The sequence below is a fragment of the Glycomyces sp. NPDC047010 genome, assembly GCF_040644205.1.
GTDB lineage: Bacteria > Actinomycetota > Actinomycetes > Mycobacteriales > Micromonosporaceae > Glycomyces.
Genome location: NZ_JBEYVY010000005.1, coordinates 398,347 through 419,967, shown reverse-complemented (window position 1 = coordinate 419,967; position 21,621 = coordinate 398,347). Strand labels below are relative to the sequence as shown.

15 protein-coding genes, 1 tRNA gene and 4 pseudogenes are annotated in these 21,621 nt (G+C 66.4%); 13 read left to right on the top strand and 7 right to left on the bottom strand.

What is annotated here, in order from left to right; all coding sequences use genetic code 11:
• Positions 1–48: 48 nt before the first annotated feature.
• Positions 49–1,752 (bottom strand): recombinase family protein, encoded by a 1,704-nt coding sequence (locus AB0A65_RS13205; RefSeq protein ID WP_359950802.1) that lies wholly within the window; start codon positions 1,750–1,752, stop codon positions 49–51.
• 212 nt (positions 1,753–1,964) lie between these two features.
• On the opposite strand from AB0A65_RS13205, the gene AB0A65_RS13200 reads away from it, so the two are divergent.
• From AB0A65_RS13200 to AB0A65_RS13155, 10 genes and pseudogenes are all read left to right on the top strand, one after another.
• The gene (locus AB0A65_RS13200) at positions 1,965–2,534 is read left to right on the top strand and encodes a hypothetical protein (RefSeq protein ID WP_359950800.1); all 570 of its coding nucleotides are present in this window, start codon (positions 1,965–1,967) and stop codon (positions 2,532–2,534) included.
• A 17-nt stretch (positions 2,535–2,551) separates the two neighbouring features.
• A complete protein-coding gene (locus tag AB0A65_RS13195; protein WP_359950798.1) occupies positions 2,552–3,955 on the top strand; it encodes a hypothetical protein in 1,404 nt (467 codons plus the stop codon).
• A 73-nt stretch (positions 3,956–4,028) separates the two neighbouring features.
• Positions 4,029–5,225, top strand: coding sequence for a hypothetical protein (locus AB0A65_RS13190; RefSeq protein ID WP_359950796.1), 1,197 nt, complete (start codon positions 4,029–4,031; stop codon positions 5,223–5,225).
• A 241-nt stretch (positions 5,226–5,466) separates the two neighbouring features.
• Positions 5,467–5,853: a CU044_2847 family protein gene (locus AB0A65_RS13185; protein WP_359950794.1), complete on the top strand. Its 387-nt coding sequence runs from the start codon at positions 5,467–5,469 to the stop codon at positions 5,851–5,853.
• Positions 5,850–6,377 (top strand): annotated as a pseudogene (locus tag AB0A65_RS13180) (trypsin-like peptidase domain-containing protein); the annotation flags it as partial. The gene AB0A65_RS13185 and the pseudogene AB0A65_RS13180, both read left to right, overlap by 4 nt.
• Before the next feature lie 9 nt (positions 6,378–6,386).
• Complete coding sequence (locus tag AB0A65_RS13175) at positions 6,387–7,376, top strand: hypothetical protein (protein ID WP_359950850.1); 990 nt, start codon at positions 6,387–6,389, stop codon at positions 7,374–7,376.
• Positions 7,369–11,493, top strand: a complete 4,125-nt coding sequence (locus AB0A65_RS13170) for a CHAT domain-containing protein (RefSeq protein ID WP_359950792.1) — start codon at positions 7,369–7,371, stop codon at positions 11,491–11,493. Before AB0A65_RS13175 ends, AB0A65_RS13170 begins: the two co-directional genes overlap by 8 nt.
• Entirely contained in the window at positions 11,490–12,599 is a 1,110-nt protein-coding gene (locus AB0A65_RS13165; RefSeq protein ID WP_359950790.1) for a tetratricopeptide repeat protein, read from the top strand. Before AB0A65_RS13170 ends, AB0A65_RS13165 begins: the two co-directional genes overlap by 4 nt.
• Positions 12,596–12,949 (top strand): hypothetical protein, encoded by a 354-nt coding sequence (locus AB0A65_RS13160; protein ID WP_359950788.1) that lies wholly within the window; start codon positions 12,596–12,598, stop codon positions 12,947–12,949. Before AB0A65_RS13165 ends, AB0A65_RS13160 begins: the two co-directional genes overlap by 4 nt.
• Complete coding sequence (locus AB0A65_RS13155) at positions 12,946–13,791, top strand: hypothetical protein (protein WP_359950786.1); 846 nt, start codon at positions 12,946–12,948, stop codon at positions 13,789–13,791. The genes AB0A65_RS13160 and AB0A65_RS13155 overlap by 4 nt, the downstream gene beginning before the upstream one ends.
• 82 nt (positions 13,792–13,873) lie before the next feature.
• On the opposite strand, the pseudogene AB0A65_RS13150 reads toward AB0A65_RS13155, so the two are convergent.
• From AB0A65_RS13150 to AB0A65_RS13140, 3 genes and pseudogenes are all read right to left on the bottom strand, one after another.
• Positions 13,874–13,984: pseudogene (locus tag AB0A65_RS13150) on the bottom strand (IS5/IS1182 family transposase); the annotation flags it as partial.
• 108 nt (positions 13,985–14,092) lie between these two features.
• Positions 14,093–15,547, bottom strand: a pseudogene (locus AB0A65_RS13145) (transposase); the annotation flags it as partial.
• Entirely contained in the window at positions 15,525–16,415 is an 891-nt protein-coding gene (locus AB0A65_RS13140) for a transposase (RefSeq protein WP_359950784.1), read from the bottom strand. The gene AB0A65_RS13140 and the pseudogene AB0A65_RS13145, both read right to left, overlap by 23 nt.
• A 124-nt stretch (positions 16,416–16,539) precedes the next feature.
• Between AB0A65_RS13140 and AB0A65_RS13135 the strand changes: the two genes are divergently transcribed.
• Entirely contained in the window at positions 16,540–16,959 is a 420-nt protein-coding gene (locus AB0A65_RS13135) for a hypothetical protein (protein WP_359950782.1), read from the top strand.
• Between the two features lie 358 nt (positions 16,960–17,317).
• On the opposite strand, the pseudogene AB0A65_RS13130 reads toward AB0A65_RS13135, so the two are convergent.
• Positions 17,318–17,581 (bottom strand): annotated as a pseudogene (locus tag AB0A65_RS13130) (NUDIX domain-containing protein); the annotation flags it as partial.
• Between the two features lie 385 nt (positions 17,582–17,966).
• Positions 17,967–18,038, bottom strand: a tRNA-Lys gene (locus AB0A65_RS13125).
• A gap of 429 nt (positions 18,039–18,467) precedes the next feature.
• On the opposite strand from AB0A65_RS13125, the gene AB0A65_RS13120 reads away from it, so the two are divergent.
• Complete coding sequence (locus AB0A65_RS13120; RefSeq protein WP_359950780.1) at positions 18,468–19,211, top strand: peroxide stress protein YaaA; 744 nt, start codon at positions 18,468–18,470, stop codon at positions 19,209–19,211.
• A gap of 299 nt (positions 19,212–19,510) precedes the next feature.
• Here AB0A65_RS13120 and AB0A65_RS13115 read toward each other — a convergent pair whose 3' ends face one another.
• A complete protein-coding gene (locus AB0A65_RS13115) occupies positions 19,511–20,008 on the bottom strand; it encodes an inorganic diphosphatase (protein ID WP_106364117.1) in 498 nt (165 codons plus the stop codon).
• A 54-nt stretch (positions 20,009–20,062) separates the two neighbouring features.
• Between AB0A65_RS13115 and dacB the strand changes: the two genes are divergently transcribed.
• Entirely contained in the window at positions 20,063–21,514 is a 1,452-nt protein-coding gene (gene dacB, locus AB0A65_RS13110; RefSeq protein ID WP_359950777.1) for a D-alanyl-D-alanine carboxypeptidase/D-alanyl-D-alanine-endopeptidase, read from the top strand.
• The last annotated feature ends 107 nt before the right edge of the window (positions 21,515–21,621 follow it).

Below are 21,621 nucleotides of genomic sequence, written 5' to 3'. Positions count from 1 at the left end.
CTACACACAGGTGGAGCCATCGTGATCTGGGCCAAACTCATCTGCTAGCTATACATACGTCGGTACCTCCCAGACGTTCACGTCCCGGCCGCGTTCCCGTTGAGGCTGTTCTCGTTTCGTCTGGGAGGCGGTGATCACGAGGTCGGCGATAGCGCGGACGTTCACCTCAGTACGCCGTTGTCCTGCCGCAGTGAGGTTTCGGGCATCGATCGACACTGCTGACCCGCGGTCCGAGCTCCGTGTTGCGGCGACGAGCATCCCTTCCTCGGTGCGGACGTCGAGGAGGACCTGTTCGAAGCACAGGTGTCCGAGGGTCTTGCGGAGGTTGTTCGGCAGGCGCCTGAACAGGTCCCGGGGCCGGTTCAACGTCGCGAGCATGGCGGTGACAGGGGCGGCCTCCGCATCGGCCGTGCAGGCGTTGGCTTTGATGGTCGCGAGTCGTTGGGTGATCTCGGCGCGCTGATGCCGGACGAGTTCGAGACGCTCGGTGAGTTTGGCCAGCGGCCACCCGCGTTGCCCGAGGAGTTCGAGGCACTGGTTCTCCAGGCTGTTGAGCCGGGTGCGTTCACGGCGCAGGCGCCGCCGCAGGTCTTCGGTGGCGGCTTGCTGGGTTTGGACCGCGCGGTGCAGGTCGTCGGCGACTGCTGCCTGCTCGGCGGGGGTGAAGGCGACCGTGGCCCAGTGCGCCTCCAGGACCGCTTCCACAACCGATAGGGGAAGGCGTGGGAGGTCGCAGGTGCGTGGTTGGCGTCCGGCGCAGATGAAGTAGAAGTAGCGCCAGCCGTGGCGGTTGCGGCTCACCTCGAAGTGGAGTTTCTTCCCGCAGCGGGCGCAGGCGAGCAGGCCCTTGAGGTAGTGGTCCCACTTGCGGTCGCGGGTGCTGCGGCAGCGGCTGGCCAAGGCGCGCTGGGTCCGGTCGAAGAGGTCCTGGTCGACGAGCGGAGGGTGGGTGCCGGGGTATTCCTCGCCGCACCATTGCACGTATCCAAGGTAGGTGCGGTCCTTGAGCAGCTTCGTGAGCTGCGTGACGCTGATGGGTGAGCCGGCGGGGTGGGCCCTGGTGAGCCGGGTGCGCAGGCCGGCAGTGGCGAGCTCGTTTCTGAGGCGGCTGAGCGTGTACTGGCCCGACGCGAAGAGCCGGAAGGCGGTACCGATGTAGGGGGCGCGGTCGGGGTCGAGTTCGATCGCCGGGGTCGAACGGCCCTCAACCTGGATGCGGGTGTTGCGGTACCCGAGTTTCGCCCGTCCCGGCATCCTGCCGCGGGCCGCGGCAGCGGCCATTTTGAACGAGACGTCGATCCCGAGCTTGCGGGATTGGTATTCGTTGACGCCGTCGAGGATCAAGGTGACCAGGTCGCCTTCAGGACCCGCCTCGCAGGGCTCCTGTGTGGAGAGCAGCTCGACGCCGATCTTTCGGAACTCTTCCCGGATGACCATCGCCTCGAAGGCGTTCCGGAAGGCCCGGGAACGGGTGTAGACCAGGACCACCTCGACATCACGCTGGTTGAGGACGCGGTCGAGAAGCTGCCTGAACTGGGGCCTGCGATCAATCGCAGTCCCGGATCCACCTGGTTCGGTGTACTCGGCGACGATCTCAAGGCCGTGTTCACTGGCGTAGCGGTGGCATGCGGCCTGCTGACTCGCAATCGAGGCACCGAACTCCTCAGCTTCGCTGCCGGTCTGCGCCTGCCTGAGGGTCGAGACGCGGTAGTACGCGACCGTTCGTCGTGAGTTGGTCATGTCGAGGTCCATTCTCGGAGAGCACCTCTGTGCACAACATCGAACGTTGCACCGACAGCGGCACTTGTGGCAATGACATGATCCATAACGATCCGGCATTTATCAGGCAACTGCCGTGAGCAAGAATTCCTTCGAGCGACCAGAGTTAGCGATGTGACTCTTGCTCCAGCAGTTCACAAGAGGAGGAACCCAATTCACGCAGTGGAGACGGTAGGCTGGCGCCTATGGTTGCTGAAGGCGCTCACATGCAGGGGCTCATCGGCGTCAAGAAGGCGCAACTGTTCTTGGAGAGCACCACCTTCATCACCTTGCCGTGGAACGTCTGCGAAAACCAGAACCAGACGAGATTCCTCCGTCTGGACAAGGAAATCAAACACTTTGACCTGGCCGGCTACTTTCTTGGCGAGCGACGACCGCCCCTGGCCGTGGAAAACAAGGCGTACAACCATGTTGGCTCCCAGGCGGAGGACTACACCGAGTACCTAGCGAATGCCTACAGCATTACTGCGCGGGCGTGCGAGGACGGCGCGGACGACGAACGGGAGTTCATGTGGCTCACCACCCACCCGTTTGCGCAAGGGAAGTGGCCACGCCTGCGGAGCCCCGAGGAGATCGCCGCAGCACTTGAGAGGCACCCCGATGCGCTCGCAGGACGCCAGATCGACAGCGACCTGCTCCAGCTGGTGTCGGGACGGCTCTGGCTGATCCCGCTCCACGACCGCCACACCGAACTCGTGCTTGATCGCAGTGAGCTCTTCAAAATCCATGAAACGCTCAAACGGAAGGGCTTTTAGCGATGACGGGCGCCAGCATGCGAGAGGCGATCGAGTTCGCCCTCGGCCACGACGATCCCGAAGACGTCATCGACGGGGTTAAGAGCGCGGTCGTCAAGGAGCTCGAAGGCTTGGACGCCACCGCTGAAATCCGCACCACCGAGTACTTCAACCACAGCTTCGCCCCCGACATCGTCATGACCTGGAAGGACAACGGCCAAGCCTCGGACCGCAACATCTTCCTGCGACACTCACTGGCCTCAGCCGCGGCAGGACGTGACATCCCCGCGCTCGGCGACGTCGGCCCCGTGCTGCTCGGACTCCGCGAAGAACGCAATGCCGAGGTGATCGAAGAAGTCCGCGCCGAAGCCGCCGTCGCCCCTAAGGTCCTGGTCACCGACAGCCGATCACTCGACCACATCACCGGCCGCATCCCCAGATCAACCTCGACCATCGCCGCATCGCCCGGCTCAGCCCGCGAGCCGCTCCTGCAACTGGTCCGGGGCAACGTCATGCGAGGCGGGCGGGGACTGTTCCTCTCGGACTCCGACGAAGTTGCTGCACTCACCGGCACACGGGGTGAAACTGACGAGGTGGCCGGGCTCGATTCGTTCAACACCGTCGTGCGCCGTCTCTTCGTCGAGGACGCTGCGGTTAGTCTGCTTCGCGCCGGCCAGATGATCCGGATGGGTATCAGCGGTGACACCACCGACCTCGCACCAACCCAGCGGCTCGACTGGGACCGACCTTCTCAGGTGATCGGGGGGCGACTCTCGGAGGCCGAGCTCATGGTGGTGCTCCCCTACCTGCTGTCACGAGATGACGTGACCGATGACCCGCGGTACTGGGCATATGTGGGCGAGATGATCTCGCTCAAGCGCCTGGAGTCGATGGCCGACCGGCTAACTGGCCTCGACCTCACTCGCCTCGTAAAGCCGAGCCTCGCTTCATGGACCGCATCTCGAGCAAGCGCCAGCCTCAACATCAGCTCCCTTGAAGGTGAGGATGAGAGAGCCCCAGAGGAAGGGTGGCGTATCCACGGGCGCGTACTCGCGTTGATCGCAGGGTCATGGATCATCCATCTCACCAGCGACAAGCGCAGGTTGAACGGACGTAAAGGCGCACCCGCCGCAAGATGGGAAAACCTCGCCGAACCATTGAGCCAGTTCGCCTTGAACGCGGTGACCCTGCAGGGTCTCGTGCGCCGAATCAGAGTCGAAGCAGAGCGCTCCGACGACGTTTACCGAGACGTGGACACCATCACCTCAAGCCTTGCAGACACTTTCCAGGTCCCGGACGTCGAGATTCGCGTCCCCAACGCCCCTGAGAATGCAACCATCACAGCAGATTTCACGCGCATGATCGCCGAAGCCCGACCTCATGCGCCTGCCGCAGCCCTGCTTCGAGTCGCACAGGAGCTGCTTACAACCAGCCGCCGCTAGAAGCACGGAGACATGCGTCTTCCTTGAAGACACGTGGACAGCGCCATACCCCTCTCTCCGAAGGTACTTCATTATGGCATCGATTAATGGCATCTACCTCCCTGGATGGGAGTACAACCGCCTACTCGCGGACGACCCCCTGGAACCGCGAAACAGTGCGCTTCCCGGCGCTGTCTTCTGGAACGGTTCAGCGCCGCTGTGGATGTTCGAGAAGATCTTCTGCACTAGGGAATCGCTGGAGAACGAGAGTTTCGCTGCTCAGGAGATCGGATGGGCCACCAGCCGAATCTTCGTTCAGATGGCTGCCGGGGTGAAGGGTGAGGGACCGATGCTCGAAGCGGTGGACTGGAAAGAGACCGACATCGGCACCTCCGCAGCACTGCGCCAGGTGCATCGGGACCTGACCGATCTCGGCGCGAGGCAACTAGTCTCCCGGTGGATCGAGGAAGCAGATGATGCCCAGCTCGAGCACGTCAAACACGCCCTCATACGACCGGTGGCAGACGCAAAGCAGTGCGTCATCGCAGGATCAATGAGCGGGCTGCGGCATTGGCTGTCGCCTGCCAGCGGATCCGATACGCCATCTGGCAGTGAGATCGCCGATCCTGCCCGAGACCTCCTCGTAAGGATCGAGCGGCCGATTCGCAATTCCCGTGTTCACAACGGGGTTCAGCTACTCAGTCCGCCGAGTTCGTGGGACGCGACAGCCGTAGCTCAGCAGAACCGAGTTAAGCGCGAGGTCGAAACGCCCTATATACAGGAGATGCTGGCTGGAACGGGGCAGTTCTCGGGCCCGCGTGGGTTCGCTCCCTACATTCGAAACGCGGCAAGAGAACGAGCCGCGTACCAAGCTATCGACCTTCCCCTCCTCGCCGATTGGCAGAGGAATCTTCCAACACTCTTGCGACTTCGAGAGGTCGCCAGCAAGCATCTTTGGCCGAAACTCCATGGCGATTGGATACCTGCTTTGATGAGGGGTGATCACGAGGCCCTCAGAGATTACCCTCGTTACATCAATAGCGCCCTGATGGCTCGCCACTTCGCAGGACTCTTGAACCTCAGCACGAACCAGGTCCTCAGCATCATCACGGCAGGCATTTCAGTGATCGCCGCCCACAACCCGTCCCTCAGCGAGGCTGCCACCTATCTTGCAGCCGGGGCAACTCTTCTTGCCATACCTAAGAGAAGTGACACCACGCCACGTTCCGCGGCCCTGGCGATCTTCTACCAGGAGGCTGCAAGAGTTCTTAAAAACGGAAGTAGGGCCTAAACTCACCAACACGACTTAACGGCCCTACGGGCCCATGACTTACAGTCCCGAAACGCTCCTTCGATATCGAGAAATCACAATAGGACTATAATAGACATTACATAGCTTGATGCACTCCGCGATCTGGACTGTCGCTAAGACCCATCTGGCCCCACTTATGGGCGACAGGCGACCCGCAAGGCTCTAGAAGCCATGGCATGATCGTGGTCTGGTCCGACTTCATTCCCCTTAAGGAGTCCCAGTGCCCGATATCGAAATCGAGTTCGAAGACCCTCCCCGGTCTCGAACTATCACCGTCGAAGTCAGTGACGAGTCCTCCCCTCCAGAAGCGGGACTTGAAGGGCCTCAACGTGTCGGTCTGATTGATCGCAGCGCCGCGCTTGGTGCCCGAATTGCAGGGGTCTCTGCAGCAACGTTCAATGAGTCTTTGGCAGCTGTCCCGTTGATGGGGGAGGCCGTGCTGGATCAGATCGAAGCGATGCAGCGCCGGCCCCGCGAAGTCGAGGTTGCTATGTGCTTCAAGATCAGCGCGAAAGGCACCATCAAGCTGGTGGAGGCCTCGGGGGAGGCTCACCTCCAAGTCACGCTCCGTTGGGACGCAACTCTTGAGGAGGGAACGGGGCGATGATCGATCACCCGACCTGGCTCGTCCGGGTCGTCAAGGCTGATGGCACCACCGCAGGGACTGGCATCGCCGTTGACGATCGGCACGTCATTACCTGTGCGCACCTCCCCGTCGGACCTTCGAACGAGCCGATCTCCACTGGTCAGGTTGTCCTCGTAGAGTTCCCATTTGTCGGAGGGCAAGCGGGGATTCCGTCGGATCAACCCGGTCCACCAGTGCGATCGCGAGTTCTCATGTCCCACCAGGTCGCATTGGGCTGGGCCGACTTTGCAGTGCTCGAACTCGATGCACCAGTACCTGGATTGGTTCCACCTCGGCTGCTCCATGCACCCCAGAGCTTCACAGACCGCGCTGTCACCGTCCGAGGTTTCCCTTTCGTCGGCGAGGCACAGGCCCCGGACGCGCAGATGCGCCTCTCCGGAAACTCAAGGCCAGGTTGGGTGCAGCTCAATCCGACCAGCGCGCGGGGCTGGACGGTCGACCATGGCTTCTCAGGTGGGCCGGTCTGGGACGACAAGGCCAAAGGTGTCGTCGGCATGACCGTCGCCAAATCAGGCACCCACGCTGGCGACATGATCGCCCTCGATCACCTCGCATGGCTCTGGCCCGACCTCGGACGACACATGGTTGCGTTTCCTCCATCACGCAAGGCCTGGCGAGTTGTTTCCGCCGTGGGTGGTACTACCTCGGTGCTCCTCGCAGCCGCCCTCCTTCTGCCAGGCTTCGACCGAGGCGCTGACGAGCCAGAGGACCCGGAGTCGACGGAATCTACTCTCCTCGAGGCGACCGATACCGAGGGAGTTTCGCCAGCGGCAGGAGAGTCCCCCGACTTTCTGGCTACTATCACCCAGCTCAACAATGTATGCGCTCGGGTCGACTTCGCTGAAGGCATGGAGGCCACTGCCACACCGTTTCTCGACACTGAACAGGTCTATTCCACTGATGAAGATGTCTACATCGGCGATGCCCTGAACGCCGGGGCATATGCAACGGGGAGTCTGGTCATCGAGTTCACCTTGCAGACGGAGCTGGACCACATGGTGACCATCTACGACATCCGAGCCAACGTGGCCGAGGCCGAACCGCTCCCGATGCAATCCCATCTAGGGCTCGAAACCTGTGGCGGAGGAGAGGTTGATGCCATGGCGATCCCCCTCGGGCAAGCTGATCACGGCCCCTTCGTGCGAGATGAGTACGGTGAGATGACCGGCGAGAAGTTCTTTGACACCAGAACGATCGATGTCTCTCCCACGGAGAAGCCGTACGTGCTCGTCGAAGTCTTCACGACTGAAGATGGATATTCACTCGACACGGCGACCGCGTACGAGTTCACCCTAGAGATCGAGTACGAGTCTGGCGGAGTGAAGGGCACCCAAGTTATCGACCTCAACGATGCCCCGTTCAGACTGAGCACGGGACAGGTCTGCTATGACCAGGTTGTCGGGTACGGAGGAATGACTGGTTTCAACGAAGACCCAACCCTCGCCCGTCTGGAAATCCTGGAATGCGTGAACCGGGATGGTTGAGAAGCTCGCTGACCTGCAGCGAATCCTGGCTCGATTTGACGAGACCGGCGACGGCACGCCCCTGCTCGCCGACACAACTACTGCTCTGGCCAAATCTCTGATGCCGGAGGCCTTCGCTGACGACAAGGTGATGCTCGCGGTCGCCCGGCTCCACATGCTCCGGTACGAGGCGCGTGGCTATGCATTCGTCGGCGAAAGCAGCGTCCCGCTCCAAGTCATCACCTACAAGGGCGAGGAACGGTTTGCGCTTGCCTACGACACCGGCGACGACCACGATGCTGCGGCCGACGCCGCCTCGGCGCTCAGTCTCTTCGCGATGCTCCACGTAGACCATCCAGAAATCGTGCCGGAGCCGCTTGCCAAAGACTGCGAGCTGCTGCGCACCGGGACGATCAAGATGACCGACCTGGCTGAGCAACGCGCCAGTGAGCTGCTGTGGCAGTTCGACCAGACCGGCGATGTCGAGGTTGTCAGGGAAGCCGCGGGCAAGTTCTTGCGCGCGGCCGAACAGCACCTGCTGCCAGCCGACCGCCGTGCCGAGCTGCTTGTGCGTGCGGGGGCCACCATAATTGAGTTGGCAAGCGCCACCGGCGACGTTGACTTCTTTGAACCGGCCGAGGTTGCCCTGCGCGGTGCCGTTGCGATCGGAGAGTCGATCGGCTCGGTTCGCTCATCCGCTCTCGTCTACCTGTCCCAGATTGTGGCCGAGCGGACGGGCGCCTTCGACCAGGCGATTACCCTCGCCCGGCGGGCCCTGGCGACGGTAACCAGCGACAACGACCGGGAGTTCGCTCGCGGCAACCTCGCGGCGCTGCTCATTCGCGACGCAGGGGAGGAAGCGCCGCCCGAACTCGTGGACGAGGTCATCGGCATGCTTCGCACGGTCGTGACCGACGGCGACCCGTCCGCCTCGTATCACTCCGCGGCCAAGGCGAACCTGGCCATCCTGCTCAGCCGTAGTCAACCTACCGCCGCCGACGACCGCCGCGAACTTCTCCTCACTGCGATGCGGCAGCTGCCCCGGCACCACCCGCAGCGGGCCGCGCTCGCCGTCGTCCTGGCACGCCTGATCGACGATTGGACCGAACCCGCCGGCCAGGAGGCTGGCAGCGAGGTGATCGACGCGCTCACAGTGGCCGTCAACCGGCCGACCCCTGACCCGGAGCAGGTCGCCACCCTCGCCGTACAGCTCTACCTCCGCTATCTGGTCGGCGGCAACAACGACGACCTGACCCAAGCCAACGACCTTATGCGAGGCGTCATCGACGACTCGACCGATATCGGATCTCACATCGCTTTCGGCCAGATTCTGGCCGACTCCTACCTCGAGGGCGGCGACGTGCGGGCGCTGCGGGAGGCTATCGACCGGGCCCGGGAGCTGGTCGCTCGGCATCCCGGCGACCCGAAGGTGCTCGTCGCCTACGGGCGCCTCCTGGAACAGGAGCATCGCGTGGCTGACGACCCGGGCGCGGTGCTCGATGAGGCCATCACGGTCATGCGACAAGCCCTCGAGGCGACACCGGAGTCTCATCCGCAGTACGATAGGCGACTGATCGCACTGGCGAACGCATTGCTCAAACGGTCCGACCAGGTTGGACCGACGGACGGCATCGACGACGTGCTGGCGGCCATCCACGCCCGCGTGGAAGCCGATCCGAACCGAGCGCAGATCTACCACAGTAGTCTTTCCGTTGCCGAGATGATGCTATGGGAACAGTCGGCTCGTGGGGACCTGACGGCTGCGATCGAGGCAGCACGTGCCGCGCTGGCCCACCGCGGACTGGATCGGTTCGACCGGGCGACCAGCCTCAATGGGCTTGCGATTTCGGTGCGCGAGCTTTTCCTGCGCACTGGCGATCTCCGCCAACTTGACGAGGCGATCGACTTGGCGCGCCGGTCCGTCGCCGGTTTGCCAAGCCGCCATCCCGACATGGAGAGGAGCGCCGGCACTCTGGCCAGCCTCCTGCAGAGCCGCTACACGCATACCGGCGACACCCGCGCCCTCGAGGACGCAATCGCTTCGGCACGCCTCGCCGAGGCGTCACGCCTACCCGGCACCCGCCCGGACCCCGTCGTGCTCAACACCCTCGGCGGGTGCCTGCTGGCGCGGGCCGCGCGGACCCGCACCGTGGACGATGCGAACGAAGCGGTCGAGGTCATGCGCCGCTGCGCCGAAGCAACACCTCCCGGCCACCCCCGGCACGGTCGGCACCTGTCCAATCTAGCCGCCGCGCTCAACACTCGCCATAGGCTGACCGGGGACGCAGCAGATCACGACGAAGCACTCGCGCTGTACGCCGACGCGGTTGATGCCACCTCGACGGAGTCGCCATTCCGCGTGTTGATGGTCACCAACTCCGCTATCACGCACCTCAATGAGCACACCGAAGAGGGCCGCGAACGGGCCATCGCCCTGCTGCGCGACGCTCTCACCTTGCCCGGGAACACCGGGGCGACGATGCTGCACCTCGGGCGGGCCTTGATCGAGCAATCCCCGGACAGCGACGAGGCTGCCGACTTGCTGCGACGCGCCTCTGATCAAGTCAGCGAGCCGGTCCGGTTGCGGATCGACGCGGCCTGGCAGCTCGGAGAACTCGGCGCCGGACGCGACGACCCAGTGCTCGCCCTAGACGGCTACGGCCGGGCGGTCGAACTGCTCGAACTCCTCGCTTGGCGGGGCTTGAGCCGCAGCGACCGGGAAGGTCTCATCCGGCACCACCGCAAGTTGGCCTCCCGCGCCGCCGCCTGGGCACTCACCGCCGGCCAGCCCGAACGAGCGGTCGAACTGCTCGAACGCGGACAGTCCGTGCTGCTGCGGCAGGCCGCCAGCGGCCACAACCGCTACGACGACCTGCACGCGGCCGATCCCGAACTCGCCGACCAGCTGGCCCGGGTGCAGTCAATGCTGGAGGTCGACCCGTTCGCCGACTTGGAACCCGGGCAGTTGGAGGCACGCGACGCCCTCGTCCGCGAGTGGACCGCCCTCGTCGACCAGGCTCGGGCGCTGCCCGGATTCGCGGACTTCCTAGCGCCACCCACGTTCGCCGACCTGCAACCGGGCGAGGCCGAGCCGCCGATCGTGCTGGTCAACTCCGACCAGACCCGCAGCGATGCGCTCATTGTGGACCACCGCGGCATCACTGTGGTGCCGTTGCCCAGGGTGCGCCGGGCCGAACTGGACTTCTGCGTCCTGGCTTGGGAGACGGCGCTCAACCGATTGCTCGGCGAGGACGCCAGCACGCTCCGACTTGCGCAACTACTGCGCGCCCGCGAGGTGGTCAGCTGGACGCTGGGCTGGCTGTGGGACGAGATCGCGTCACCCGTGCTGGCCGCACTTGGCATCGACGGCCCGCCCACCGGTCGGTGGCCGCGACTGCGCTGGTACCCGGTGGGGTATCTGAAGTTCCTGCCGCTGCACGCGGCCGGCCACCACGGCATACCCGGAGAAAACGTCATCGACAGGGCGGTGTCGAGCTACGTGACGACCCTGCGCGACCTCTACCCCAACTGGGGACGCACGCCAGCGACCAAGGAGCCGCTGCTGGTGGCCATGGCCAACACCCCAGGCCACCGCCAGCTCGCTGGGGTCGACCGGGAGCGGCGGGCCTTCGCGGAACGGTTCCCTGCCGCTCCGGTGCTGCTCGATGACGCTGCCACCATGGCCGCGACAGTCGCCGCGCTGCGCGAATGCGGCTGGGCCCACTTCGCCTGCCACACCGACATCGACAACCTCGAACCGTCAGCCGGCAGACTGCTGCTGCACGACGGCTCGATCACCATCGCGGACCTGCGGGCGGTACGGACCGCACGCGGACGCGGCACACTGGCGATTCTCCTGACCTGCGCCAGTGCTCGGGTCGCCGGGGGAATGGCCGAGGAGAACATCTCCCTCGCCACCGCCATGCAAGTCGTCGGCTTCCACCACGTAATCGGCACGATGTGGACCGTCGATGACGAGACCGCAGCCGACCTCGGCGTCGACCTCTATAAGCGACTTGCCCCCACATCCGCTGTCGACCCGGCCCTTGCTCTGCACGAAACCGTCCGGGCCGCCCGAGCAGCCCATCCTCAGGCCCCGCTTGGCTGGGCTGGCCTAGTCCACCTGGGGGAGCGATGACCGACAAAACGCTGGCGACTGCGACCCAGGCTCTCAAGGACGGCCGTCCCGACGACGCGGAACAGCTCTTGCGTGCAGCGATAGCGGATGGTCACCCGGGCGCTCGAGCGGGACTGATCACCGTGCTCAACTCCTCGGGCCGAACCGCCGAGGCGGAGGAGCTGGGCCGACAGTCGATCGCCGTCGGCGATATCACCACCCAGATGATCTACGGCCGGATACTCGCCGACCGCGGCCGCTTCGACGAAGCGGAGTCGATACTGCTGCCACTCGCTGAGACCGACCACCCTCAACCAGTCGGCGCCTACCTCGCGGTGCTTGACCAGGCCGGCCGCAGTGAGCGAGCCGAGCAGTGGCTGCGCGAGCAGACGGCGGCCGGTCATCCAACGGCGACCCGCTACCTGGCCATCAAACTACTCGAGGAGAGACGGACGGACGAGGCGATCCGCCTCCTGGCGTCCCTCGTCGACAACGGCGACGCTGAAGCATCCGCGAGCCTCGCCCGGATAGTGAGGTTCAGCGCTGGCGTCCTGGCCCGGGAACAGAGTCGCGACGACGAGGCCGTCGGCTGGTTCGAGCGAGCCGCCGACGCCAAGCTGACGGCCGCCACGGTCGAGCTGGGATATCTGCACCGTGAGGCCGGGCGGCTCGACGAGGCCGAGACGGCGTTCGCACGGGCGGCCGACCTCGACGACATCACCGCGCTCCTGGCACTCGCTAACGTCCGCCGATCCCAGGACGATCACGCCGGCGCCGAGCCACCACTGCGCCGTGCAGCCGAGCTCGGCGACCCGACCGCCTGGTTCAACTTGGGAGTCCTGCTCTCCCAGACCAACCGGCGGCCCGACGCGCTGGCCTGGTTCCGTCGCGCGGCGGACGCCGGTGACGCGGACGCCGCCCTTCGGGCCGGATCGATGCTGTTCGAGTTTGATCGGCTGGATGAGGCTCGCCCGTACCTGGAGAAAGCCGCCGAAGCGGGCGACCGTCAGACAATCGGTGTGTTGCTCACGCTCCTTGCCGAGCAGCACGACCTTCCCGCCGGGGCACGCTGGCTGCTGCGCCTCAGGGAACTCGAACATACCGACAACGGAGGGCATGAGGGGTGACGACGGAGGAAAGCCGACTCGCCGAGTTCTGCCGCACGCTTCCGCAGATACGCGCGGCGGCGACGCAGCAGGGTTGGCTGGGCCGGCTAGAACAGACTGTGACTGCGATCGGCACCGACGCGGCCACCGCCCCCGCGGAACTGGCCGAGCTGTGGCGCTTCCTGGGTCTCGAAACTCACGGCCGCGGCCCCGACGTGGAGTTCGGCCGGTCCGGGCAGATGCCGACGCCGCCGCCCGGGGGCAGATACGTTTGCCCGCACCGGGTCTGCACGCGCTACGAGTCCCGGGTACCAGGCGAACCCATCGGCGCGTGCGACCTGTTCGGCGAGTCGCTGGCGTGGCAGCGATGAACGAACCGATTTCCGGTCTACTTGCCGAGACCGGCAAACATTTGGCACAGCGCTTCGTAAACGCCCTCGCCTTCCCTGGCCTGCTGTTCGTGGCGGCCGTCGCCACCGCGGTCGAGCTGGGCATGCGGCACAGCGTGGACATCGCCCGACTGGTCGATGCTGGGCAGCAGCTGGCCGACCAGTTCAATCACCGTCCGGTGCCAGCACTGTTCGCAGTCCTGGCCGCCGGGCTCGCCGCGTGTACGGCCGGGATCGTCTGTGCCGGCCTGTCCCGGGTGCTCAGGTACCTGTGGTTGCGCAACTGGCCTCGGTGGCGGGCGCAGCAGCGAATGAACCGGTGGCTCGCCGCCGATGTCGCCTTCCGGACAGCGACCGCGGGCACCGACGAAGCCGCCCGCCTCGCCTCCGTCCGTAATGCAATTGCGTTGGCGAAACCGACCCAGGCGACCTGGAGCGGCGACCGCCTGGCCGCCTCTGGCCAGCGGGTGTGGGCGGAGTACGGCTTGGACCTCACGTTCAGCTGGCCCCGACTATGGTTGCTCCTACCGGACACCGCGCGCGACGAGGTCCGACAGGCCGGGCAGGCTTTCACGGCCGCCCGCGTATGGCAGGCATGGGGCGTGCTCTACCTGCTGCTCGGCATCCTCTGGTGGCCTGCCGGGCTGGCCGGGGTCGTCACGTTGTTCCTCGGCTGGCGTCATGGCCGGACGGTCGTCGCCACCCTCGCCGACCTGATCGAGGCCTGCTACGACCTGCATGTCAAGGCGTTGATCGACGCGATCGACGGACCGGACCGACTCCTCGGCGAACAGGTCAACGTACGCCTCCGCAAAGGTGCCTAGATTGGCGTACTGGTTTAAACGTTGTCCCGTTATTGGTTTTAAGGGCGGCAGATCGACTGTTGCCTCCGTGGTCGGGCTCGGTTCAAGCGGTGCGCGCGAGGTTGTGGAGGCGGGCGATGCCGAGCATCGCGACGCCGACACCGTTGCCTCGAAGGCGGCAGTCCCGCAGGACTTTCCAGGTCTTCATGATGCTGTCGGTTAACGCCGGTGTCGGACTTTTCAGGCGGACTCTGGCGAGGTGGGTGGTTCTGGTCGTTGCGCGGTGGCAGCCTTGGGCCCAGGCGTCGATGCGGATCAGGTCGATGGCGGCAGCCGCTAGGCAGTGCCCGAGATGGGTCTTGCGCCGTCCGCGGTAGCGGCTGCGTCGGATCCGGGTGCGGTGGAGGGTCTGGCTGATGGTGCCCTCGACGCCGGCCCTGCGCCGGTAACGCGCCCGCCACTCGGGTGTGGACTCTTGGGCCCGGTGCTCGACGAGGGCTTGGTGCTCGCGGTAAGGCAGCACCGTCAGCTGGCGTCCCCACTTGTGGCTCTTGGCATTCGTGCACTCGGCTCGGAGCGGGCACGGGTTACAGGTGTCCGCGCTCCATTTGATGGTGCTGACCGGATGCCCGGCCCGGTTGGTCGCCCTCGTCCAGAGCGCAGGCGGGTGTCCGCCCGGGCAGCGTGCAGTCCGGTGTTTCCAGTCAATGCTGAAAGCGGCCTGGTCGAACAGGCGGCCCGACTGGTTCGCCGACCGCATGAGCCCGACCAGGTCGATGCCGCGCGCGGCGGCGCCGAGGACCTTGTGGATACTCATGTAACCGGTGTCGCCATAGACCGCCGCCGGGGCGGGCAGCGACTCCAAGATCGCGTCGAGACGAGCGATGTCGGCGGCAGCGGCATCGGTGGTGTCGGCGTGGCAGATCAGGTTCGGCCGTTCGGTGTCGCCGCAGGTCTCGGCGAGATGCAGTTTCCAGCCGGTCCAACCGGTCCCGCGCTTGAAGCCGGGCCGGGCATCGGGGTCATGCGGCGTCTCGATCAACTCACACCCTGCCGGGAGCTCTTTTCCCCTGCGCCACACGGCCTTGCCCTCGGCGTCGGGTCGGAACTGCTGGCCCCAGACCCGGCGCAGCACCACCACAGCGGGCAGCCGGAGCAGCCAGTCGAAGCGGTCATCGACCGCAGCCGCGGTGTCCACGGCCTCCAGCAGCCCGTAGCCGTCAGCGCCGACGGTGGCGACCCAGCGGCCGACATCGCTCGGGCCCGCGGGGAGCTTCCACTGGTCGATAGGGCGGTCATAGCGGGCCTGCTGGTCGGCATCGATTCGCTCGGCCAGCCAATCCGGGGCCGCAACCGCGATCGTCTCCAAGGCCAGTCGCAGGGTCTCGGCGACGAACTCCATCCGGTTCAACACCTTTGCGGCCGAGACGATCCGGGTCGAATCGACGCGCACCTCACCGCCCTCGGCAATCAGGTCGGCCGCCCGGCACCGGTCGACCACGGCCTCGAGCACGGCGCTTTCGAGGCCATGGCGGCACAGCCGGGAGCGAAACTCACTCAGAGCCGAGTAGTGAAAGCCCGGATCGTCCAGCTCCAGACCGAGCAGGTACTTCCAGTCCATTCGGGCCCGGACCGCTTCGGCCGCAGCACGATCGGACAGCGCTTCGACATACTGGAGCACGCAGACCAGCGCCAGCCGGCCCGGCGCGATCGCCGGGCGCCCGGTAGTCGAGAACGCCGACCGGAACCGCTCGTCATCGAACACCGGACCGAGCACCTCCCGGACCCGCACCGCCAACGTCCCCTTCGGGAACGCCGCACGCACCACCCGATCCGTCAGCTCCGGAACCCGCTCGGCCGCAACCGAATCCAGCACCATCGCACCCTCCCCGAGGACAGGTGGGGTAACCAATACAGCCTAACCGAGAAATATCAGTATGAATGTCGGATTTCAGCGTTAACCGACAGCATCCTTTTAATCGTGCGAAGGCGTGCTCGACGCGGGCGCGGACGCGCCGGTGGGAGGCGTTGTGCGCCTCCTTCCAGTCGGTAAGCGGCTCGTCCTTGTCCCTGCGCCGATGTGGGATCACCGCTTTGGTGCCTTGGTAGCCGCCATCGGCGATGACTGTCGCGGTGCGGGTGGCGTAGTCGACGCCGGAGGCGCCGAAGGCCACCGAGTCGTTGCGATTGCCCGGCAGCGGTGTCCCGACCACGACCACGAGCTGCGTGTCGGCGTGAATAACCACCTGATGGTTGGTCGAGTACCGGTAGTCCTTCGACTTGGCGGCGACGGCGTGATCCCTGGTCGGAACCAGGGTGCCGTCGACGATCAACACCGTCTCCGGCGCATACCGCTGCCTTGGGCGGAGCGCAAGTTTCGGCGCAAGGTCATCGATGATCCGGTCGGCAGCCGACTTCGAAGTGCCGAACAACGCCGCGATCTGGCGCATCGTGAGGTTGGTACGCCAGTAAGCTGCGACCAGCAGCACCCGATCCTCGAAGGCGAGTTTCCAAGGGCGGCCCCGGAGCGCAGGATCGGCGCCTTCCCGGCGAAGCTGGCGGACCAGCTTGGCGAACCAGCCAGGACTCAGCCCGCTGAACAGGAGCACCATCGATTCGTCCCTCGCCGCGATCACTCCTGACACAACATCATGATCTATTGCGCTCCAACGGCATCCGATTCGGGAGACTCCAGATGAGCGAGCGGTCGCACGCTCACCAGGCGAGATACCCGTTCGACCTGCAGGATGTCTGTGAGAACCTGTCGCGATGAGTACGTATGGCGAGGTTGAGGTGGGCGAGCGGCTGCATCAGGACGGCTGGCGGAAGGCGTTCACCGTCGCTGAGATGGTCGACAAGTGGGAGCGGCTGGTGGGCGAGGTCGAACAGGGCTATAGCCACACCATCCACGAGTACACCAACGACCTCTACAACCGGAACTGGCTCCGGGAGGCATCCGGGCTGCTCCATGACTTCGTAGTCCAGGGTTGGACGCCGAGGCTGATGGCCCTGGACAACCGCTTCACGGCCGCGACCATCGCCGACGACGGCGCAGCGCTCTCCCAGTTCCATAAGCTTCGTGAGCCCGACTGGTGGTGGTGGCGCCGGTATCCCCGCATCCTCACCGGGCCGCTGGGGAAGTCGCTGCGCGATGCTGGCGCCATCGGAAGCGCCCCCGAAACGAACTGATCATGGCCCACCCACCGCTTACGGGACAACGCTTAATTCAGCCCATCACTCTTAACCGGCTTTTGAAGGTCGGGTTCATTGGCTGGGGGCGGGCGCGCGATACGCTCGCCCAAGCGACAGGGCGGGCCCGCAGGGATCGCCCGTAATCCGACCTGAGCGCGCGCCCGCAGGGGTCCCCGGCCAAGGGTGCCGGCCGGAACCTTTCTTTCCCATCATCAAGGCGTCCCCGGCCCGTGGCCGGCCGAGGACCGCCCGCAGCGCAGCGAGGACCGGACCGCAGGCCGGCCACGCGGCAGCGGCCGCAAGGCCGCCTTGAAGATGAATAGAAAGTTCTCACAGGCCCCGACACGCAGCGGCTCAGGTGGTTGGGATTCGTATAGACACCGATCAGCCCAGTGACCTCGATGTCGAGGCCGGTCTCTTCGTTCGCTTCACGGACGGCGGTGTCCTCGATGCTCTCGCCGATGTCGTGCGCCCCACCGGGAAGCGCCCAGTCGCCGTTGTCAGACCGCTTGATGAGCAGGACCTCACCGTGCTCGTTCTCGATGAACGCAACCGCTGAGGGCACCACGCTGTTGGGAGGAGGTGCATCAGGATTGTTGATGTGGTCGATCCTTGACACGGCGTCCTCCTAGCGATCAGGCTTCCGACAGCTCCCAAACCCGGGCGCCATCCCTCAGGAACGCAAGGTGCTCCATGAAGCGCTGGAACGGCCCCCGTCCTCCAGCTTCTTCAGGTGGAGCGTAAGCCAGTTATGCCCCATCTATCCGGAGGGGCAGAGCTCAAGGATGACCCCGCCAGCGCCGAACACCATTTGTCGGCCCCGAGCTCCATGCTCCCGTTGAGCCCGCCGAGCGAGCAAGCAGCAGCTTCGACCGGCACCGTCCACTAAGACTGAGCAGCAGCTCCATCCAAAGGTCATCCACAAAACTGTCTTGGAAAACGTTCTCAGGACTGATTCTCGAAGGCTCTTCAGGAATAAACTGCTGGTCAGGAGATTGCAAGAGTGGGCCCCCTCGGACTCGAACCGAGAACCTACGGATTAAAAGTCCGCAGCTCTGCCATTGAGCTAGAGGCCCTTGCCGGGGACCTTACCGCATCCGGGCGGACGGGGCGCAGGTGGCGGCATCCGGATGGCCTGGGGCACTCGGAATGTCGGAGGGGTCGGGCAGGATGGCGGGAGCGGCTCGCGGACCGGGTCCGGGCGGCTTCCGGGCAGGCTCCACCGCCGGGCCGGTGGCGGTGGAACCCGCGGCGGGCGGTGTGGGCTCGGCGCCGCCGCTGGACGGCGCGGCGGCAGTCGCGGAGAACCGCCGCCGCGCCTATTCGACCCGGCGTCACACGTGGCCCTCGGTGGGGGCGGGCCCGCTCCCGCTGGAATCGAACATATGTACTATAGCGGATCGCCGCCCGCCCGCGCACCCCCGGTCGGGTGAAAACCCGGGAGGCCCGCCGCGCGGGTGCGGCCCCGGCGGCACCAGGCGGACGGGCAGGTAGACTCGCCTGCTGTGCTCATACTGCTGCCGCCGTCAGAGGGGAAGGCCGTCCAAGGCGACGGTCCGTCCCTCGACCTCGGGCGACTCTCCTCACCGGCGCTGAACCCCATCCGCGAACTCCTGGTCGACCGGCTCGTCGAGCTGTGCGCCGACGAGGAGGCGGCCGTGCGGACCCTGAAACTCCCTGCGACGCAGCGGCATTACGTCCAGGCCAACCGGACCCTGCGCAGCGCCCCGACCCTCGCGGCCTGGGAGCTGTACAACGGCGTCCTCTACGACCGGCTCGGCCTCGGCGACCTGCCCGACGGCGAGCAGGTCCTCATCGCGTCCCCGCTGTGGGGGCTCCTGCGGCCCTCCGACCGGGTGCCGCCGTACCGGATGCCGATGAGCGCGAAGCTCCCCGGCACCGAGACCCTCGCGAAGCTGTGGCGCCCGGCGGTCGCCGAAGTGCTCGGCGCGCGCGACGAACTCGTGGTCGACCTCCGCTCCGGCGCGTACGCGCAGGTGTGGGGCCCCAAGGACCGCGGCGTGTCCGTGCGCGTGTTCAAAGAGGACGCCGACGGGCGGCGCAGCGTCGTCACCCACATGGCGAAGGCCACCCGCGGCGAGGTCGCCCGGGCCCTCCTCGCCGGCGGCGCCCGCCCCGAGTCCGCGGCCGAACTCGGCGACTTCCTCGCCGGGCAGGGCTGGAAGGTCCAACTCTCCGAACCCGCGACCCGCTCCAAACCCTGGCTCCTGGACATCGTCGGCGCCTGACCGGCCGAAAGCTACCCTCGCGTGCAGTAAGCAGCACCCCCGGTGCCGATGATGCCCGCGAGCACCTGAAGCCTGGCTGAAGACGGACCCGACTTACCCTCGGGTGTAGTAAGCAGGGCCCCCTGCATCAAGGGTGCCCGCGCGTAGCTGAAGGCAGGCTGAAGACGGTCGCGACCTACCCTCGGGTGTAGTAAGCAGGGCCCCCGGTGCCGATGGTGCCTCGGGGTCGCTGAAGGGGAGCTGAAGACGGCGAAGGGGCGGTCCGGGCGCGAGCCCGGGCCGCCCCTTCGGCGTGTCGTCTAGTGGTTGGAGTGGTATCCGGCGGCCTTCGCGCGGTCGAAGGAGCGGCGGACCTCCTCCTCGGCCTCGGCGCGGCCGGTCCAGGTGGCGCCCTCGACGCTCTTGCCGGGTTCGAGGTCCTTGTAGACCGTGAAGAAGTGCTGGATCTCCAGGCGGTCGAACTCGGGGACGTCGGCGATGTCCTTGAAGCGGTCCTTGCGCGGGTCCTCCGCGGGGACGCAGAGGACCTTGTCGTCCACGCCCTTCTCGTCGCGCATGCGGAACATGCCGATCGCGCGGGCGCGGATCACGCAGCCGGGGAACGTGGGCTCGACGAGCACCAGCGCGTCCAGCGGGTCGCCGTCCTGGCCCAGGGTGTCGTCGATGAAACCGTAGTCGGCCGGGTACACCGTGGCGGTGAACAGCGTCCGGTCCAGGCGGATGCGACCGGTCTCGTGGTCGATCTCGTACTTGTTGGCGCTCCCCTTGGGGATCTCGACGGTCACGTCGAACTCCATCGGCCGACCTCCTCCAGGCTCCTGTGCAGTGTCTCCATGGCCTAGTCTCTGTGCATGTCCCTCAGCGACAACGCCGACCCCAAGGTCGCGAGTAGTACGCCACACGCCCGGCCCGCCGCGCCCGCTCCGGCGCGGCCCCAGAAGCAGGGGCCGCGGCGGCGCCGCCGGGTCCTGACCGGCGTGCTCGCGGCGCTGGCGGTCCTGGTCACCGTAGCCGCCGCGGGCGGCCTGGTGTGGCAGATCTCGGCGGTCGCCGCTCCGCGGACCGGCACGTTCACCACGCCCGAGGCGTACCCGCCGGCCGCTCCGGCGCAGGTCCTGGCCGCGACGAACGCCGACGCGCCGGTGCCGGACCTCCAGTCGGTGCTCCCGTCGCTGCTCGCCGACGCGGGCCTGAACGGGAGCCTGTCGGCGTCGTTCGCCGACGCGCTCACCGGTGAGGTCCTGTTCGAGCAGGAGGGGGCGACGCCGCTCGCGCCCGCGTCGTCGATGAAGGTGGTCACGGCCGTCGCGGCCCTGGAGCACCTCGGCGCCGAGTACCGCATCCCGACGACGGTGGTCGAGGGCCCGACCGAGGACAGCGTCGTGCTCGTCGCGGGCGGCGACGTGACGCTGACCGTCGACGGCGAGGGCTACTACACCGAGTACGCCGACGGCGCGAGCCTCCAGGAGCTCGCCGACCTGGTGCTGGAGGCGCGCGGCGGCACCGCCCCGGCCACGGTCTACCTGGACACGAGCGTGTTCACCGACAACCCGAAGGCCGAGGGCGTGCCGACCACGGACCTGGAGACCGCGACCGCGCCGATGGCGCCGTTCATGGTCGACGGCGGCCGCGTGGACAACACCCAGAAGTACGCGCAGCACTACTCCGACCCGGCGCAGGTCGCGGCCGAGCAGTTCGCGGACCTCCTCGGGGCCGCCACGGTGGCCGACGGGACCGCCGAGGCGGGCGCGGCCGAGCTGGCCGTGGTCTACTCGGCGCCGCTCGCGGCGCTGGTCGACGAGCTCATCCTGACCTCCGACAACCTGCTCGCCGACGCGGTGTCGCTCCAGACGGCGCTGGTCGTCGAGGGCGAGATGACGTGGGCGGCGATGTCCTCGGTGCACCTGGCGACCCTGGAGGGCCTGGGCGTCGACAACACCGGGCTGGTGTTCTACGACGGCTCGGGCCTGTCCCCCACGAACCGCATGACCGCGAACGCGTTCACGCAGCTGCTGCTCGGCGCGGCCGGGTCCAAGTCGTCGGCGGTCTTCGGGTCCCTGCCGGTCGCCGGGTACTCCGGGACGCTCCACGACCGGTTCGGCTCGGCCGAGGAGGGCAAGGGCGTCGTGCGGGCCAAGACCGGCACGCTCACCGGCGTGAGCTCCTTGACCGGGACGCTGACCACCGTCGACGGACGCCAGCTCGTCTTCTCCCTCATCAGCAACGGTGCGACCAACGGCGAGGTGGCGGTCGAGGCGGCGCTGGACGGGATCGCGACGGGCGTCGCGCTCTGCGGCTGCTGAGCGGCTGCGGCTGCTAGTCGGTCTGGTTCATCGGCCTCCTCCTTTCTGCGGCCCGTCCATGATGGGCCGGCGGACCTGAAGCCGCGCTGAAGGCGCCTGAAGGGCGC

Coding starts and splice junctions, on each gene's coding strand:
- AB0A65_RS13205 (WP_359950802.1), bottom strand. CDS start 1,752: ATGGACCTCGACATGACCAACTCACGACGAACGGTCGCGTACTACCGC.
- AB0A65_RS13200 (WP_359950800.1), top strand. CDS start 1,965: ATGGTTGCTGAAGGCGCTCACATGCAGGGGCTCATCGGCGTCAAGAAG.
- AB0A65_RS13195 (WP_359950798.1), top strand. CDS start 2,552: ATGCGAGAGGCGATCGAGTTCGCCCTCGGCCACGACGATCCCGAAGAC.
- AB0A65_RS13190 (WP_359950796.1), top strand. CDS start 4,029: ATGGCATCGATTAATGGCATCTACCTCCCTGGATGGGAGTACAACCGC.
- AB0A65_RS13175 (WP_359950850.1), top strand. CDS start 6,387: ATGACCGTCGCCAAATCAGGCACCCACGCTGGCGACATGATCGCCCTC.
- AB0A65_RS13170 (WP_359950792.1), top strand. CDS start 7,369: ATGGTTGAGAAGCTCGCTGACCTGCAGCGAATCCTGGCTCGATTTGAC.
- AB0A65_RS13165 (WP_359950790.1), top strand. CDS start 11,490: ATGACCGACAAAACGCTGGCGACTGCGACCCAGGCTCTCAAGGACGGC.
- AB0A65_RS13155 (WP_359950786.1), top strand. CDS start 12,946: ATGAACGAACCGATTTCCGGTCTACTTGCCGAGACCGGCAAACATTTG.
- AB0A65_RS13135 (WP_359950782.1), top strand. CDS start 16,540: ATGAGTACGTATGGCGAGGTTGAGGTGGGCGAGCGGCTGCATCAGGAC.
- AB0A65_RS13115 (WP_106364117.1), bottom strand. CDS start 20,008: ATGGAGTTCGACGTGACCGTCGAGATCCCCAAGGGGAGCGCCAACAAG.
- dacB (WP_359950777.1), top strand. CDS start 20,063: ATGTCCCTCAGCGACAACGCCGACCCCAAGGTCGCGAGTAGTACGCCA.